We start from the raw sequence: 16014 nt of genomic DNA on the forward strand, positions 1-16014 counted from the left end.
CGAGAACGGGGTGGCCACCTACGTCGAGCAGCACCGCACCCTCGGCGACCGGATCCGGGAACTGGTGGGCGCCGGGTTCCGGCTGCTCGACCTGGTGGAGCCGGAGTGGCCCGAGGGACACGAGGAGATCTGGGGGCAGTGGAGCCCGCTGCGCGGACGGCTCTTCCCCGGCACCGCCATCTTCGTCACCGAGAAGCCGGCCGGGTGAGCGGGTCGCACCCGCGGTCCGACCTGCGATCCATCGATCGCCGGTAGGCTCGACTCCATGAGCGCCGAGCCCATCCCGACACCACCTGGCCCCTGGTGTCCGGATCCGATGCGGCAGCAGCGTGCCGACTACACGCTGGAGGACCTGCTCGCCCTGCCGGACGACGCCCCCCGCGTCGAACTCGTCGACGGAGTTATCCAGGTGACACCCTCCCCCACCCTGGGCCATCAGGACATCTGCAGCCTGCTGTGGCTGTGGCTGCGCTCGCACGCCCCGGCGAACCTTCGTGCTGCCCAAGCAGTCGGTGTCGCGCTCAGCCGCAACACGAGCCGGCAGCCGGACGTGCTGCTCTGCCGTGCCGAGATCCCGTCCAACCGGTCCACACTGCGGCCGGCGGACGTCGTGCTCGCCGTGGAGATCGTGTCGCCCGGCACGCGACGGATCGACAGGTTCGCGAAGCCCGGGGAGTATGCCGCCGCCGGCATCCCGTTCTACTGGCGGATCGAGCAGGACCCGGTGCACGTCTACGCGTACCGGATCGGCGACCGGGTGGGGCCGGGCGGTGAGCGGCAGTACGAACTGGTCGCCGACGGCGCCGACGTGATCGAGCTGGCCGAGCCGTTCGACATCAAACTGCCGGTCGCCGAGATCACCCCGTAGTCGTTTCGCCCCGACCGGGTCGGGTAGCCGAGGGCCATGGCCGAACAGAGATTCCACCAGGGCGACCGTGTCTCCTGGTCGGCCCATGGCAGCCGCGCGTACGGCGTGGTGCAGGGCACGATCACCGAGCGGACGCGGATTCGCGGGCGGGCGGTGAACGCGGCCCCCGACGACCCGCAGTACCGGGTCCGCAGTGACGGCACGGGCCGCGACGTGGCCCACCGACCGGAGGCGCTGCGCCATGAGCAGAAGTGACGACGGCCGGGACACCTACCGGGAGTTCACCGAGGCGGTGAACATGAAGCCCGGCGAGCTGTCCACGTGGCTGGAGACGGACGAGTCGAAGCAGGTTGGCTGGCACAAGGGCGGTCACACCGGTGGAGGCGAGTCCGTCGGGCACGAGTCCGGCCGAAAGATCATCAACCTGCTCCGTCGCAAACGTGGCGACCTGTCCGACGGCGACTACAAGCACATGCGCAAGGTGGTCGGTTACGTACGCCGACACATGGCGCAGCGCCCCTCCGGCGACGTCCGCGACACCAGGTGGCGCTGGTCTCTCATGAACTGGGGCCACGACCCGCTGAAGTAGGCGGACCGCTCCCGCGGGCTCACCACACAAGGTCCGCACGACATTGCGGCAGGTGCGGTATCCGCCCGCACGGGCACCACGGTCCCGCCGACCGCCCCGTCGACTGCCAAGATCGCGCTCGATCCATGATGTAGGGGCCTCCCCGCCACCGCACACCACTACATCCTGGTTCGAGCACGATCTTGGCTGTCGTGGGCGTCCCGAACCCCGGCTCCCGGTGTCTCCCGCGGCGGCATTCGTCGTCGGGATCCGAGATGCGGACGCGGGGCGCGGGCGCGGGGCGCGCGAGAACGGACCATGCGAGGCGGACGAGCGGTGCGGGAGGGGGCAGGCGCCCGGGGGCGCTCCGCGTGATCTATCCGGTGCCCACCCACGCCCAGTGCCGCGCCCCGGTCACCCCGGTCTGGGGTACCGGGGCAGCCCGCCCCCCGCCGGGAACACGCCGGCCCGCCCGGCGGGGGTCGGGCTGCCCCGGAACCCCCACACCGCAACCACCCAGACCGCAACCACCCGCAAGAACCAACCAGACGATCAGTGATCAGCGCTGTTCCAGTCCCGGCCCAGGCCGACCGACACCTCCAGCGGCACCGACAGCGGGTACGCCTCGCCCATCTCCCGCCGGACCAGTGCCTCCAAGGCCTCCCGCTCACCCGGCGCGACCTCGAAGACCAGCTCGTCGTGCACCTGCAGGAGCATCCGTGAGCGCAGCCCGGCCTCGCGGATCGCGGTGTCGACGTGCAGCATCGCCACCTTGATGATGTCGGCTGCGGAGCCCTGGATGGGGGCGTTGAGCGCCATCCGCTCGGCGATGTCACGCCGCTGCCGGTTGTCGCTGACCAGGTCGGGCAGGTAGCGGCGCCGGCCCAGGATGGTGGAGGTGTAGCCGTCCTGGCGGGCCCGGGCGACCACCTGCTGGAGGTAGTCGCGCACCCCGCCGAAGCCGGCGAAGTAGTTCTCCATCAACCCGCGCGCCTCTTCGGTGCTGATGCTGAGCTGTTGGGACAGGCCGAAGGCGCTGAGCCCGTACGCCAGGCCGTAGTTCATGGCCTTGATCTTGCGGCGCTGGTCGGGGGTGACAGCGTCGAGCGGAACCCCGAAGACCGACGAGGCGGTGGCGGCGTGGAAGTCGGCGCCGGAGTTGAACGCGTCGATCAGCGCGTCGTCCGAGCTGAGGTGCGCCATGATGCGCATCTCGATCTGGCTGTAGTCGGCGGTGAGCAGACTCTCGTAGCCCTCCCCCACCACGAAGGCCCGGCGGATGCGGCGGCCCTCCTCGGTGCGGATCGGGATGTTCTGCAGGTTGGGCTCGGTGGAGGAGAGCCGGCCGGTGGCCGCCACTGTCTGGTTGAAGGTGGTGTGGATCCGGCCGTCGTCGGAGACCGACTTGAGCAGACCGTCGACTGTCGACTTGAGCTTGGCCACGTCCCGGTGGCGCAGCAGGTGGGCCAGCACCGGGTGCGGCTGCTGCGCGTAGAGCCACTGCAGGGCGTCGGCGTCGGTGGTGTAACCCGTCTTGATCTTCTTGGTCTTGGGCAGGCCCAGCTCGGTGAAGAGGATCTCCTGCAACTGCTTGGGCGAGCCGAGGTTGAACTCCCGGCCCACCGCCTCGTACGCGCCCTGCGCGGCGGCCTTCACCTCGGCGGCGAAGTGGGCCTCCAGCTCGGAGAGGTAGTCGGTGTCGGCGGCGATGCCGGTGCTCTCCATGGTGGCCAGCACCCGCATCAACGGCAGCTCCACGCCCGCCATGAGCCGGGCGGACTGCTCGCCGTCGCGGGACAGCTCGGCGTCGATCGCGTCGGCCAGGTCGAGGGTGGCACGGGCCTGGAGCATCAGGTTCTGCTCGACGACCCCTTCGTCACCGAGCCCGTCGAGGGTGAGCTGGCCGGACTCCGGGACGTCCACCCGCAGCTCCCGGTGCAGGTAGCGCAGCGCCAGGTCGGTCAGGTCGTAGGACCGCTGGTCGGGCCGGGCCAGGTACGCGGCGATCTGGGTGTCCCGGACGATGCCGGTGAGCTGCCAGCCGTGCGCGGCGCAGGCCAGCACTGCCGGCTTGCTGTCGTGCAGGACCTTGGGGCGCTGCGCGTCGGCCAACCAGCCGGCCAGGGCGGCCTCGTCGGTCGGGTCGAGCTGCGCCGGGTCGACCCAGGCCGCCGCGCCGCCGGCGGTGGCCAACGCGAGACCGGTGATCGAGGCGGTGTGCCGGCGATTGGGGCCGGTGTCGAGTTTGACCGCCAACCCGACCGGGGTGTCGGTCGGGACGTGCGTGCTCAGCCACCCGGCCAGCGCGCCGGGCTCGGTGAGCACCTCACCGGCCAGGTCGAAGCCGGACTCGGCCTCCGGCTCGACCGCCTCCAGGTACTGGTAGAGGCGGTCGCGCAGGATGCGGAACTCCAGGGTGTCGAAGACCTGGTGCACCGCCTCGCGGTCCCAACCCGTCCAGCGGGTGTCCTCGGGGAGCAGCGGCAGCTCCAGGTCGGAGACGAGTCGGTTGATCTCGTAGTTGCGGATCACGTCGGCGAGCCGCTCCCGCAGGCTGTCGCCGGCCTTGCCCTTGATCTCGTCGGCCCGGGCGATCACGCCCTCCACCCCGCCGTACGTGGTGATCCACTTGGCGGCGGTCTTCGGGCCGACGCCCGGGATGCCGGGCAGGTTGTCGCTGGTCTCGCCGACCAGCGCGGCGAGATCCCGGTACTGCTGAGGCGGAACGCCGTACTTCGCCTCGATCGCGGCCGGGTCCATCCGGGCCAGGTCGGAGACGCCCTTGCGCGGGTAGAGGACGGTGATCTGGTCGTCGACCAGTTGGAACGCGTCGCGGTCACCGCTGCTGATCAGCACCGACATGCCCTGGTCGCGGGCCTGGCAGGCGAGCGTGGCGATCACGTCGTCGGCCTCGAAGCCCTCCTTCTCGACCACCGGGATCTGCAGCGCGGCCAGGACCTCCTTGACCAGGCTGACCTGGCCCTTGAAGTCGGTCGGGGTCTCGCTGCGGCCGGCCTTGTACTCCGCGTACTTGTCGGTGCGGAAGGACCGGCGGGAGACGTCGAAGGCCACCACGATGTGGGTGGGCTGCTCGTCGCGCAACACGTTGATCAGCATCGAGGTGAAGCCGTACACCGCGTTGGTCGGCTGACCCGTCGTGGTGGAGAAGTTTTCCACGGGCAGGGCGAAGAAGGCCCGGTATGCCATGGAATGTCCGTCGACGAGAAGCAGGCGCGGTGTCGTAGCTGTCACGGCAGCGACTCTAGTCCGTCGCACCGACATCCCCGACCTTCGGCACGGGGTGCCGCAACGACTGCCGACCCGAACGCCGACGGCCGGCCACCCCGCGAGGGGATGACCGGCCGCCGGCTCGGGTGGCTCAGGCCACGCCGAGGTACGCCTCCTTGACCGACGGGTCGTGCAGCAGGTCCTGACCGGACCCCTCCTTCACGATCCGACCGGTCTCCAGCACGTAACCGCGGTGTGCCCGCGACAGCGCCTGCTGGGCGTTCTGCTCCACCAGCAGGATCGTGGTGCCCTGCTGGTTGATCTCGGTGATGATGTCGAAGATCTGCCGGATCACCAGCGGGGCCAGCCCCATCGACGGCTCGTCGAGCAGCAGCAGCTTCGGTCGGCTCATCAGCGCCCGGCCGACAGCGAGCATCTGCTGCTCACCGCCGGAGAGGGTGCCACCGGCCTGCTTGCGGCGCTCGGCCAGCCGCGGGAAGAGGGTCAGCACCCGGTCCAGGTCGGCGGCGATGCCGGCGGAGTCCCGCCGGGTGTACGCCCCCATGTCCAGGTTCTCCATGACCGTCATACCCGGGAAGATCTGCCGTCCCTCCGGCGACTGGCACAGCCCCCGGACCACCCGCAGGTCGGCCCGGAGCTTGCTGATGTCCTCGCCGTTGAACGTGATCTTCCCGGCGGCCAGCGACCGGGTTCCGGAGATGGCCCGCATGGTGGTGGTCTTGCCGGCGCCGTTCGCGCCGATCAGGGCCACCACCTCACCCTCGTTCACGGTGAGGCTGATCCCGTGCAGCGCCTCGATCCGACCGTACGCGACGGCGACGTTCTCCAGCTCAAGCAGCGTCATCGGCGGGCTCCCCCAGGTACGCGGCGATCACCTTCGGATCGCGGCTGACCTCCGCGGGCGCACCCTCGGCGATCTTGCGGCCGAACTCCAGCACCACGATCCGGTCGGTGACACCCATGACCAGCCGCATGTCGTGCTCGATGAGCAGCACGGTCAGGCCCATGTCCCGGATCTTGCGGATCAGGGTGAGGAGTTCCTCCTTCTCCGCCGGGTTGAAGCCGGCGGCCGGCTCGTCCAGGCAGATCAGCTTCGGCTCGGTGGCCAGCGCGCGGGCGATCTCCAACCGACGCTGGTAGCCGTACGGCAGGTTGCGCGCCTCGTCGTTGGCCCGGTCGGCGATGCCGACGAACCGCAGCAACTCCAGCGCCTTGGCCTCCGCCGCCCGCTCCTCCAGGATGTGCCGGGACAACCCGAACGTCTTGGCGAACGTGCGACGCGTCTCCTGCCACGTCCGCTGGATGCCCGCCTCGGCGGTCACCTGCGGCAACTCGTGCGGCTTCGGCTTCTTCCGGGGCACCCGGAAGAGCGCTCCGGGCACGCTGGTCTTGTGCCGGGAGTCGGTGCCGACCATGACGTTCTCCAGTGCCGTCATCTCCGGGAAGAGACGGATGTTCTGGAACGTACGGGAGATGCCCAACTGGCTGATCTGATGCGGCTTGCGGCCGGTCACCTTCTGGCCGCGGAACCGGACCGCACCGGAGGTCGGCTTGTAGACCCCGGTCATCACGTTGAAGCTGGTGGTCTTGCCGGCGCCGTTCGGCCCGATGAGGCCGAGGATCTCGCCCTCGTAGATCTGGAAATTGATCTTGTCAAGGGCGACCACACCACCGAAGCGCAGCGTGACGTCGTCGACTTCGAGCAGTACCGACCGGGGCCCCGGCTGGGCCGGGATCTTCGGCGCGGACGTGCTGGTGGTCTGGTCAGACATGAGCGGGCGCCTCCTCTGCCTCCGCCGCGCGATCCTTCAACTCGCGGGCTCGCCGCCGGCTCGGGATCAGACCCTGCGGACGCAGGATCATCACCAGCACCATGGCCAGACCGAAGACCAGCCACCGGTAGTCGGCGAAGTCCCGGAACCGTTCCGGCAGGTACGCCAGCAGCACCGCGCCGAGCGAGACACCGAGCATGTTGCCGGAACCGCCGACCACGACCATCGCGACGAAGAGGATCGAGAGGTTCGCGTTGAACTGGGTCGGGTCGATGAACGCGTTACGGCTGCCGAAGAGGAAGCCGGACAGGCCACCGAGCGCCGCGCCCATGGCGAACGCCCACAGCTTGAACTTGAACGGGTACACGCCCATCACGGCGGCGGCGTCCTCGTCCTCGCGGACCGCGAGCCAGGCGCGACCGACCCGGCTGTGCTCCAGCCGACGAACCAGGATCACCATCAGCAGGACGAAGGTGATCGCCAGCCAGTACCAGGGCTTCGCGTCGATCAGACCGAAGACCTTGTTGTCCGCCGACGGCGGACCCTCCGGACCCGGAATTGCCGAGATACCGACCGGACCGTTGGTGACCCCGGTGGCGTTGCGGGCCACGATGCGGATGATCTCACCGAAGCCGAGCGTGACGATGGCCAGGTAGTCACCGCGCAACCGAAGCGTCGGCCAACCCAGCAGCACACCGGAGATCATCGTCAGCACGATCGCGAGCAGGAGGCAGATCCCCCAGGTCACCGCCCAGGTCGGCGGCAGGTCGAACTCCTGCTGGATCCACTTGACGACCGGCGAGTTCACCGAACCGAACAGCGCCACGCTGTAGGCGCCGATCGCGAAGAATCCGATGTAGCCGAGGTCGAGCAGGCCGGCGAGGCCGACCACCACGTTCAGGCCGATCGCGACCAGGACGTAGATGGCGCAGACGAAGAGCACGCCCGCCCAGTTGTTGCCGCCGGCGATCGAGTCGGTGCGGAGGTTGTTCAGACCGGGGATCATCAGACCACCGGGCAGCTTGCCCAGGTACGGCAGGGTGTAGACGAAGACGAGCAGGGCGGCCACGCCGATGGCCTTTTGCCACTTCGGCAGGGCCCCCCAACGGTCGCCGATCGAGGTCAGGAAACCGACCCGGCGGCGATCTGCGGAGCGAATCTTGTCGATCATGCGCGGGCCCTCCCGAGCGACTCACCCAACAGGCCGGTGGGCCGGAACATCAGCACCACGATCAGCACCACGAAGGCGATGACGTCCTCCCAGTTGGACGCGAAGAGCGTCGCGCCGTAGACCTCGACGATGCCGAGGAAGAGGCCACCGAGCAGCGCACCGCGCAGGTTGCCGATGCCGCCGAGCACCGCGGCGGTGAACGCCTTCAGACCGAGCACGAAGCCGATGCTGTTCTGGGTGAAGCCGAACCGCATGCTCCACAGCAGCGCGGCGGCGCCGGCCATGATGCCACCGAGCACGAAGATCAGCATGATCACGCGCTCCTGGTTGACGCCCATCAGCGCGGCGGTCTCCGGGTTCTGGGCCACCGCACGCACACCCCGGCCGTAGCGGGTGCGGTTGATGAACCAGTCCAGCAGCGCCATCATCGCCACGGCCGCGACGAAGACGATCAGCTGGATGTTCGTGATCGCGGTGTTGCCGATGGTGAACAGGGTCTCCTGCTGGATGATCGTCGGCATACCGATGATCTGCCGGGGCCGGCCGAACACATCCGGCAACGCGCCACCGAGCAGCTTCGGCAGCACCTGCCCGAAGAGCTCCACGAAGACCAGTGACAGACCGATCGCGGTGATCAGGAAGATCAGCGGCGGCGCGTTCTTGCGCCGCAGGGGCCGGTACGCGACCCGCTCGAGCGCCAGGGCTGTGCCGCCGGAGGCGACCGCCGCGACGATCAGACCGAGCACCAGGAAGAGGATCGCCTGGCCGATGGGCGGGTTATTTTGCACGCCGAGTTGGTTCCACAGGATCAGCACCGCGAAGGTACCGACCATGAACACTTCGGAGTGCGCGAAGTTGATCAGGCGAAGGACGCCGTAGACGAGGGTGTAGCCAAGGGCGATCAGGGCATAGATGGCGCCCTTGGACAGGCCATCGACCGTGTGCTGGCCGAGATGGCCGATCAGTTCATCGAAATGCACCGGGGGTCTCCTTGAATCGAGTGCGGCCGGGGTGAGACACCCCGGCCGCACTCCATTGCGTGGGGCGTCAGCTGAGCTTGAGCTCCTGCAGCGCCTCGATGGCCTCGCCCTTGATCTGGTAGGCCCAGATGACGACCTTGGTCGGGTCAACGTCACCCTTGGCGTCGAACTTGATGTACTTCGACACACCCTGCTTGTCGTACGACTTCACGAACGCCAGGATGTCCGCCCGGGTCTTCTTGCCAGCCTTGAAGGCGTCCAGGTAGATGGTGGCGCCGTCGAAGCCCTCAGCACCGTAGGAGCCCGGCGGGATGCCGAACTTCTTCTGGTAGTCAGCGGAGAAGGTGCCGCCGGCCTTGTCGGCCGGGAGGCACGGGCAGGTGATGATCGCGCCCTCGGCGCCACCGGAGGCACCCTTCGGGAACGCGGTGTCGTAGAGACCGTCCGGGCCGACGAACTTGGCCTGGACACCGGCGGCACGCATCTGCTTCACCAGCGGAGCGGCCTCACGGGTGTAGCCGCCGTAGAAGACGAAGTCCGCCTGAGCGGCCTTGATCTTGGAAACGGTGGCGTCGAACTGCGTCTGCCGCTCCTGGATCTTGTCCTTGTTGACGACCAGCGGGCCGAGCTGCTTGCCCAGCTCGTCGGTGATGCCGGCGCCGTAGGCGCTGGCGTCGTCGACCATGAAGACCTTCTGCGCGTTCTGGGTCTTCAGGTAGCTCGCCACCGCGCCGGCCTGCGTGCCGTCGTTGCCGACCACGCGGTAGAAGGACGTGTTGCCCTTCTGGGTCAGGTCGGTCCGGGTCGCGGACGGGCTGACCATCGCCAGGCCCGCGGCCTGGTAGATCGGCATCGTCGCGTCCGACTCACCGGAGAAGTGACCACCGATGACACCGAGGAACGAGTTGTCCCCAGCGATCTGGTTCGCGAACGGGGTCGCCACCGCGGGGTCACCCTGGGTGTCGAACTCCTGCATGGTGACCTTGCAGTCCGGGTTCGCCGTGTTGAACTGCTCCACGGCGAGCTTCGCGCCGTTCAGCGACGGGATCACCAGACCCGCGTTGTCACCCGTGAACGCGCCGAAGATCGCGATCTTGCCACCGCAGTCGCCCGACGCGGTCCCACCGTCGCCGCCACCGGAATCCTGGCAACCAGCCGCGACCACCAGGGTCGCGGCGAGCGCTACGGTGCCCAGCGCCCGTACATAGCTTCGCCTCACGGCTTCCTGACCTCCTCGAGATGCGGACGCGGCTGACCCGAAGCGACGGCGACAGCAGCAGACCCGCAATTCCACCCACCCCGCAGGGACGCCCCCTGCGTTACGGCTCGTGATGGCGGAGCGTACCGACACGACATACCGTCCCGGAAGGCCTGAAGGCGGGGTCTGCGAAACCGTTACGAAGACGTGGGCAATCATGTCGATGTCCGTAACAGGTGAATCCGCCGGACGGTCCTTAAAACCACGCCCGGTCGACGTCCAGCAGCGCCCACCCCGCCCGCGCGAACCCGACGAAAAGCCGACTGAACTGCGCAAACGCCCGCTCGGGTCAGCTGCCGGGGTGAACCCTCACCGCACCGGCGGCGATCAGGCGCCCAGGCCGGTCGCCGACCACAGCCCGGCCCGGGTGCCGTCGTCCGCCGCCAACCACCACCGGTCACCCACCGCCATCAGCGTCACGTCCCGGTCAACGCCCGCCGGCACATCGAGGGGCATCGTCGCCTCCCGCCACGAACCACCCCGGTCGGTCGACACCCACACCGAGTGCCGTGCCCCATCCGTCACCGCGGCGAACAGACTGCCGCCGGACGACACCAGCGAGCCCACCCCCGGCACCCCGGCCCCACCCCGCCGCCCGAACGCGCCGCCAGCCACCCAGCCCGACGCCTCCTGCCGCCACGCGCCGAACGTCCCCCCGCGCAGCCCGACCGCCACCGGCACGCCGTCGACCAGCACCACCCGCTGCAACTCCTCGTACTCCGGCCCACCCGGCAGCACCGTGCGCCGCCACGACCGCCCGTCCGGCGACGACCACACCGCCGGGTCACGATCGATCCGGCCAGCCGGCAACAGGCCACCCACCGCCAGCCACCCCGACGACGTCGCCACCGCGTCGAACGCCCAGGTCACCCCCGCCGCGTCACTGGCCAGCTCCGGTGCGCCCTCGACCAGCGCGAACTCCGCCGCGGCCGGCGACGCCACCCAGGACGCCGCACCCGCCGACCGGTTACCGACGATCAACCAACCCGGCGGGCCGGCCGTCAGCCGGGACACGTTCACCGCCGTCGGCCCGCCGTACGTCTCGAACGGCGCCTGCACCTCGACCAGAGCGCCGTCGGCCACCTGCCGCCACGTGCTCACCCGCGGGTAACCGTGCGCACCGCCGACCTTCGCGCCGATCAACGCCACCTGCCCGTCCCGGCAGGCCGCCGACAGGAACACGTTCTGCCGGCCGTAGAAGGAATCCGGACGCACCGGCAGCACGCTCCACGTCGTACCGTCCACGCTGGTCCAGGCCGCCGGGCGGGTGCCACCGTCGGCGTCCACGACACCACCGACCACGAACCACCGGCCCGCGCACGACGCCGCGTCCCGCACCAGCGGACGGCCCTCGCCACCCGGCGGCGTCGGCAACGTCAGCGGCTGCCAACCCGGCCGCAGCGGCGGCGCCGGGGCCGTCGTCGACCCCGCGCCGCTCGGCGCGGCCGGCCCGTCGCACCCGGCGAGCAGCAGCGCGAAGAGGCCGAACACCGCGATCACCCGTCGGACGGACACCCGTCGATGCTAACCAGCAGAGCCCGCACATGGTGGCCCGGCACGGCCCGGCGTCGCCCGGACCGCTCAGACGGTCGGCTGCTGCGACACCTCGCCACCGGCGGTCTCCGCGAGGATTCGCTCGGCGACCTCTTTCATGGTCATCCGGTGGTCCATGGCCGTGCGCTGGATCCACTTGAACGCCTGCGGCTCGGTCATCCCGTAGGTGGTCATCAGCGCGCCCTTGGCCCGCTCCACCGACTTACGGATCTCCAGGCGGTCGGTCAGGTTCGCGACCTCCGCCTCCAGGGCCGCGACCTCCGAGTAACGCGACAGCGCGATCTCCACCGCCGGGACCAGGTCGCTCTTCTGGAAGGGCTTCACCAGGTACGCCATCGCGCCCGCCGCCCGCGCCCGCTCCACCAGATCACGCTGGCTGAACGCGGTCAGAATGATCACCGGGGCGATCCGGGCGCCGGCGATGCGCTCGGCGGCGGCCAGCCCGTCCATGATCGGCATCTTGATGTCCAGGATGACGAGATCGGGCTTCAGCTCCTCGGCGAGGCGAACGGCTGTCTCACCGTCGCCGGCCTCCCCCACCACCTCGTAACCCTCTTCGACCAGCATCTCGGCGAGGTCCAGCCGGATCAGCGCCTCGTCCTCGGCGATCAGTACGCGCCTGCGCTCGGCATCCGTCGGCGTCTCAGCCACCAGCCCTACCCCCACCATCGATCACTGCACGGCTACCACCCATGCTCCCGCATGAGAGTAGTCGGGTACAGTAGGCGCCACCCGCCGGGATGGTGGAACGGCATACACGGAAGTCTCAAACACTTCTGCCCGAAAGGGCTTGCGGGTTCGAATCCCGCTCCCGGCACTCTTGTCATACGCCTGTTCGACGATGTGGACGTGCATCCACCGCAGATGCGGGCACAGGCCCGCGCGCTCCGCGTTCGCGGACACAGCATTCATTCCGTAGCTCGGAAGCTGTCGTTGCCGTACGCAACCGTCTGGCACTGGTGCGTCGATCGACCCGAACCGGTGCGGCGCGGCACGGAACTGCGCTGCTTCCGATGTCGGCCGGATGTCGACAATCCGACCGACCCCGGGGCCTACGCCTACCTGCTCGGTCTCTACCTGGGCGACGGCCACCTGGTCACGACGGCGCGTGTTCCGGTGTTACGCATCTACTGTTCCGATGCCTGGCCCGGGCTGATCGAGGCGTGCGACGTGGCCATGCGAGCCGTGTTGGCCTCCAGGGTGCAACGGATCCAGAAGCAGGGTTGCGTGGGCGTGCAGAGTTACGGCCTCCACTGGCCCTGCCTGCTCCCGCAGCACGGTCCCGGCAAGAAGCACGAGCGACCGATCGTCCTCGCCGACTGGCAACGGCCGATCATCGAACAGCACCCCGGCGACTTTCTGAGAGGGCTGTTCCACTCCGACGGCTGCCGGGTCGCCAACCGGGTGACCGTGCGCGGCAAGGCGTACGTCTACCCGCGCTACATGTTCGTCAACGAGTCGGCCGACATCATGGGGCTCTGCCAGTGGGGCCTCGACCTGCTGGGCATCGCCTGGCGGATGAACCGGCGCAACTCGCTGTCGGTGGCCCGGCGCGCCGCGGTCGTCACCCTGGACCGCCACGTCGGTCCGAAGTCTTGACCGGTCAGGCGATCGTGTCGAGGGCGTGGGCGAGGTCGGCGCGCAGGTCCTCGGGGTCTTCCAGACCGACCGAGAGGCGCAGCAGGGCGGCGGCGGGTTTGGCGTCGCCCTCGACCGGCCGGTGGGTGAGCGAGGCCGGGTGCTGGATGAGGGTGTCCACGCCGCCGAGCGAGACCGCGTGGGTGATGAGCTGGCAGGCACCGGCGACGGTCGCGGCGGCGGGCGCCCCGCCGCGTACCTCGAAGGCGAGCAGGCTGCCGGGTCCGGCCATCTGCCGGCCGACCAGCGCCGCCGGGTCGTGCACCGAGGGGTGGTGCACCCGGTGTACGGCGGGGTGGTCGGCGAGCCAGCCGGCGAGTTTCTCGGCGGTGGCCTGTTGGGCGCGGACCCGCAACGGCAGGGTCTGCAGGCCACGGTGCAGCAGGTAGCCGCCGAGGGGGTGCAGGATCGCGCCGGTGACCGCGCGGACCTGGCGTAGGCGCACGGCCCAGGTGTCGTCGCAGGCGACGACGCCGGCGAGGACGTCGCCGTGCCCGCCGATGCTCTTGGTGGCGCTGTGCAGGACGAGGGTGGCGCCGTGGCGGGCGGGCTGTTGCAGCACGGGGGTGGCGACGGTGTTGTCCACCAGCAGTGGGATGTCGCCGGCCGCGGCGGCGAGGGCGGCGATGTCGACCAGGTCGAGGGTGGGGTTGGCGGGTGTCTCGACGATGATCAGTGCGGTGTCGGGGCGGATGGCGGCGGCGACCTCGTCGGGGTGGGCCCAGGTGACTGTGGTGCCGAGCAGGCCGGTGGCGAGGATGTGGTCGGTGCCGCCGTAGAGGGGTCGGACGGCGACGACGTGCCGGCGGTCGTCGCGGGCGGCGGCGAGCAGGGTGGCGGTGAGGGCGGCCATTCCGCTGGCGAAGGCAACGGCCTGGGCGGTGCCCTCCAGTTCGGCGAGGGCGCTCTCGAAGCGGGCGACGGTGGGGTTCCAGAGCCGTTGGTAGACGGCGCCACCTTCGGCGGGGAGGGTGCCACCGGTGGCGAGCTGCTCGTAGGCGTTGCCGCCGTCGTCGACCGAGGGCAGTGGGTTGGTGGTGGACAGATCGATGGGCGGTACGTGCACGCCGAGGGTGCGGAGGTCGTCGCGGCCGGCGTGCACGGCCCGGGTGTCCATCGGTGTCATGGCGGTAGCGTCGAACATCTGATGCTATGACGGCAATAGTTCGGAAAACTATTCTGTGAAAAGCTCTTGTTTCGGCAGAGAATTCGGCAAAGGATGCGGGGATGCCCCCCGAGCCGAATGATGTGCGGCCGTACCCGGCCCTGGACGAGGTGGATCGCGCGATCCTGACCGAGCTGGCGGCGGACGGCCGGCTGCCGAACAACGCGCTCGCCGAGCGGGTGGGGGTGGCGCCGTCGACGTGCCTGACGCGCACCCGGGCGTTGCGCGAGCGCGGTGCGATCCGTGGTTTCCACGCCGAGGTGGATCCGGCGGCGCTCGGCCTGCCGTTGCAGGCGTTGGTGTCGGTGCGGTTGACAGCGCACGAGCGGGCGGCGGTGGACGCGTTCCGGGCCCGGTCGGTGCGGCTGCCCGGGGTGGTGTCGGTGTTCCACGTCGCCGGTGCGGAGGACTACGTGCTGCACGTGCGGGCGGCGTCCGGCGACGCGTTGCGCGACTTCGTCCTGGACCACCTGGCGGTCGACCCGGTGGTGCAGCACACCCAGACCAGTCTCATCTTCGAGCAGGCCCGCGGGATGGGTTGAGCGGCGGGTGAGCTGGCCGACGAAAACCCGGATGTCGGAACAAAGCCGGTCGGTGCCGGGTTGGCTGACCTTGTGATCACCGTACCGTTGTCTGTTCTTGATCTTGCCCCGGTCGCCAAGGGCGCCACCGCTGGCGCGGCCCTGCAGGCCACCACCGAGCTGGCCCGCCGCACCGAGGAGTTGGGCTACCACCGGTTCTGGGTGGCCGAGCACCACAACATGCCGGCGATCGCCAGCTCCGCGCCCGCGGTGCTGCTGGCGCACCTGGCGGCGAACACCTCGACCATCCGGCTGGGCTCGGGTGGGGTGATGTTGCCCAACCACGCGCCGCTGGTGGTGGCCGAGCAGTTCGGCACCCTGGAGGCGCTGCACCCCGGTCGGATCGACCTGGGCATCGGCCGGGCGCCGGGCACCGACCAGATGACCGCGTTGGCGTTGCGGCGCACCATGGAGGGCCTGTCGGCGGAGCACTTCCCCCGGGAGCTTGCGGACCTGATGAACTATTTCAGCGGGGAGAAGCCGGGGCAGATCGTCGCCACCCCGGGTCGCGGTGAGCAGCCGGCCGTGTGGCTGCTGGGCTCCAGCGGTTTCAGCGCCCAGCTCGCCGGCCTGCTCGGCCTGCCGTTCTCCTTCGCACACCACTTCAGCTCGGCGAACACCCTGCCGGCGTTGGCCCTGTACCGGCAGCACTTCCGGCCGTCGCAGTGGCTGGACAAGCCGTACGCGATGGTGGCGGTCAACGCGGTGTGCGCGGACACCGACGAGCGGGCCGAATGGCTGGCCGGGCCGAGCGCCCTGTCGTTCCTGAAGTTGCGCTCCGGGCGGCCGGAGCCGCTGTCGACGCCCGACGAGGCGGCGGCCTACCCGTACACGGAGATCGAGCGGGAGTTCGTGCTGCAACGCCGCGATGGTCAGGCGATGGGCTCGCCGGAGACGGTACGTCGGCAGCTGACCGAGTTGCAGGAGCGCACCGGCGCGGACGAGCTGATGCTGACCACGCTGGTTTACGACGTGCAGGACCGGGTGCGGTCGTACGAGCTGATCGCCGAGCAGGTGGCGGGTGGTCTGCGCCAGCGGGCGTGAAACACGATCTTCACGTCAGCGTCACCCCGCCGACCCGGACGGTGCCTAATGTTGGTGCCGGTGGTGGTACGGCATTCCCGGTCGGGACGGGTTGGGAATGCCGCGGTGTGGCGCACCGGGCCGGAGCTGAGCGGATTCCGCGGCTGCGGCCCGGTGCCTGCCACCC

General features: G+C 69.8%; 15 protein-coding genes, 1 tRNA gene and 1 pseudogene. 8 read left to right on the forward strand and 9 right to left on the reverse strand.

The window, feature by feature from the left end; translation table 11 throughout:
* The 4 genes and pseudogenes from KBX53_RS04495 to KBX53_RS04510 form a co-directional block, all read left to right on the forward strand.
* Window positions 1-208: pseudogene (locus KBX53_RS04495) on the forward strand (SAM-dependent methyltransferase); the annotation flags it as partial.
* Window positions 209-265: 57 nt separating this feature from the next.
* The gene (locus tag KBX53_RS04500) at window positions 266-868 is read left to right on the forward strand and encodes a Uma2 family endonuclease (RefSeq protein ID WP_247675100.1); all 603 of its coding nucleotides are present in this window, start codon (window positions 266-268) and stop codon (window positions 866-868) included.
* Between the two features lie 36 nt (window positions 869-904).
* Window positions 905-1123, forward strand: a complete 219-nt coding sequence (locus KBX53_RS04505) for a DUF2945 domain-containing protein (RefSeq protein WP_210857899.1) — start codon at window positions 905-907, stop codon at window positions 1121-1123.
* Window positions 1110-1457: a DUF3140 domain-containing protein gene (locus KBX53_RS04510; RefSeq protein ID WP_210857900.1), complete on the forward strand. Its 348-nt coding sequence runs from the start codon at window positions 1110-1112 to the stop codon at window positions 1455-1457. Before KBX53_RS04505 ends, KBX53_RS04510 begins: the two co-directional genes overlap by 14 nt.
* A 531-nt stretch (window positions 1458-1988) precedes the next feature.
* Here the strand turns inward: KBX53_RS04510 and polA are convergent.
* The 8 genes from polA to KBX53_RS04550 all read right to left on the reverse strand — a co-directional run bounded on the left by polA (window position 1989) and on the right by KBX53_RS04550 (window position 12071).
* Window positions 1989-4688 carry a DNA polymerase I gene (polA, locus tag KBX53_RS04515; protein WP_210857901.1) on the reverse strand — a complete coding sequence of 900 codons (2700 nt, stop codon included), beginning with the start codon at window positions 4686-4688 and terminating at the stop codon, window positions 1989-1991.
* Window positions 4689-4815: 127 nt separating this feature from the next.
* A complete protein-coding gene (locus KBX53_RS04520) occupies window positions 4816-5529 on the reverse strand; it encodes an ABC transporter ATP-binding protein (RefSeq protein WP_030334337.1) in 714 nt (237 codons plus the stop codon).
* A complete protein-coding gene (locus KBX53_RS04525) occupies window positions 5516-6457 on the reverse strand; it encodes an ABC transporter ATP-binding protein (RefSeq protein WP_036411954.1) in 942 nt (313 codons plus the stop codon). The genes KBX53_RS04520 and KBX53_RS04525 overlap by 14 nt, the downstream gene beginning before the upstream one ends.
* Window positions 6450-7628 carry a branched-chain amino acid ABC transporter permease gene (locus tag KBX53_RS04530; RefSeq protein WP_030334340.1) on the reverse strand — a complete coding sequence of 393 codons (1179 nt, stop codon included), beginning with the start codon at window positions 7626-7628 and terminating at the stop codon, window positions 6450-6452. Before KBX53_RS04530 ends, KBX53_RS04525 begins: the two co-directional genes overlap by 8 nt.
* Window positions 7625-8608 carry a branched-chain amino acid ABC transporter permease gene (locus KBX53_RS04535; RefSeq protein ID WP_030334342.1) on the reverse strand — a complete coding sequence of 328 codons (984 nt, stop codon included), beginning with the start codon at window positions 8606-8608 and terminating at the stop codon, window positions 7625-7627. The genes KBX53_RS04530 and KBX53_RS04535 overlap by 4 nt, the downstream gene beginning before the upstream one ends.
* A 67-nt stretch (window positions 8609-8675) precedes the next feature.
* Window positions 8676-9827, reverse strand: coding sequence for a branched-chain amino acid ABC transporter substrate-binding protein (locus KBX53_RS04540; RefSeq protein WP_030334344.1), 1152 nt, complete (start codon window positions 9825-9827; stop codon window positions 8676-8678).
* A 366-nt stretch (window positions 9828-10193) separates the two neighbouring features.
* Window positions 10194-11381 carry a hypothetical protein gene (locus KBX53_RS04545; protein ID WP_210857902.1) on the reverse strand — a complete coding sequence of 396 codons (1188 nt, stop codon included), beginning with the start codon at window positions 11379-11381 and terminating at the stop codon, window positions 10194-10196.
* Window positions 11382-11447: 66 nt separating this feature from the next.
* Window positions 11448-12071, reverse strand: coding sequence for an ANTAR domain-containing response regulator (locus tag KBX53_RS04550; RefSeq protein ID WP_030334352.1), 624 nt, complete (start codon window positions 12069-12071; stop codon window positions 11448-11450).
* Between the two features lie 83 nt (window positions 12072-12154).
* Here KBX53_RS04550 and KBX53_RS04555 point away from each other — a divergent pair.
* Both KBX53_RS04555 and KBX53_RS04560 read left to right on the forward strand, forming a co-directional pair.
* A tRNA-Leu gene (locus KBX53_RS04555) sits at window positions 12155-12237 on the forward strand.
* Window positions 12238-12353: 116 nt separating this feature from the next.
* Entirely contained in the window at window positions 12354-13019 is a 666-nt protein-coding gene (locus KBX53_RS04560) for a transcriptional regulator (RefSeq protein WP_247675102.1), read from the forward strand.
* Between the two features lie 4 nt (window positions 13020-13023).
* Here KBX53_RS04560 and KBX53_RS04565 read toward each other — a convergent pair whose 3' ends face one another.
* On the reverse strand, window positions 13024-14202 hold the full coding sequence (locus tag KBX53_RS04565) for a PLP-dependent aspartate aminotransferase family protein (protein ID WP_210857904.1): 1179 nt from the start codon (window positions 14200-14202) through the stop codon (window positions 13024-13026).
* An 83-nt stretch (window positions 14203-14285) separates the two neighbouring features.
* Here KBX53_RS04565 and KBX53_RS04570 point away from each other — a divergent pair, with 83 nt between their 5' ends.
* Window positions 14286-14765 (forward strand): Lrp/AsnC family transcriptional regulator, encoded by a 480-nt coding sequence (locus KBX53_RS04570; RefSeq protein ID WP_030334356.1) that lies wholly within the window; start codon window positions 14286-14288, stop codon window positions 14763-14765.
* A gap of 60 nt (window positions 14766-14825) precedes the next feature.
* Complete coding sequence (locus KBX53_RS04575) at window positions 14826-15848, forward strand: LLM class flavin-dependent oxidoreductase (protein ID WP_036411957.1); 1023 nt, start codon at window positions 14826-14828, stop codon at window positions 15846-15848.
* Window positions 15849-16014: the final 166 nt, after the last annotated feature.

The organism is Micromonospora sp. M51, from assembly GCF_018070305.1.
GTDB lineage: Bacteria > Actinomycetota > Actinomycetes > Mycobacteriales > Micromonosporaceae > Micromonospora > Micromonospora parva.

What these genes read in the sequence shown, in the direction of transcription:
- KBX53_RS04500 (WP_247675100.1), top strand. Translation starts at nt 266, where the DNA reads ATGAGCGCCGAGCCCATCCCGACACCACCTGGCCCCTGGTGTCCGGAT.
- KBX53_RS04505 (WP_210857899.1), top strand. Translation starts at nt 905, where the DNA reads ATGGCCGAACAGAGATTCCACCAGGGCGACCGTGTCTCCTGGTCGGCC.
- KBX53_RS04510 (WP_210857900.1), top strand. Translation starts at nt 1,110, where the DNA reads ATGAGCAGAAGTGACGACGGCCGGGACACCTACCGGGAGTTCACCGAG.
- KBX53_RS04520 (WP_030334337.1), bottom strand. Translation starts at nt 5,529, where the DNA reads ATGACGCTGCTTGAGCTGGAGAACGTCGCCGTCGCGTACGGTCGGATC.
- KBX53_RS04525 (WP_036411954.1), bottom strand. Translation starts at nt 6,457, where the DNA reads ATGTCTGACCAGACCACCAGCACGTCCGCGCCGAAGATCCCGGCCCAG.
- KBX53_RS04530 (WP_030334340.1), bottom strand. Translation starts at nt 7,628, where the DNA reads ATGATCGACAAGATTCGCTCCGCAGATCGCCGCCGGGTCGGTTTCCTG.
- KBX53_RS04565 (WP_210857904.1), bottom strand. Translation starts at nt 14,202, where the DNA reads ATGTTCGACGCTACCGCCATGACACCGATGGACACCCGGGCCGTGCAC.
- KBX53_RS04570 (WP_030334356.1), top strand. Translation starts at nt 14,286, where the DNA reads ATGCCCCCCGAGCCGAATGATGTGCGGCCGTACCCGGCCCTGGACGAG.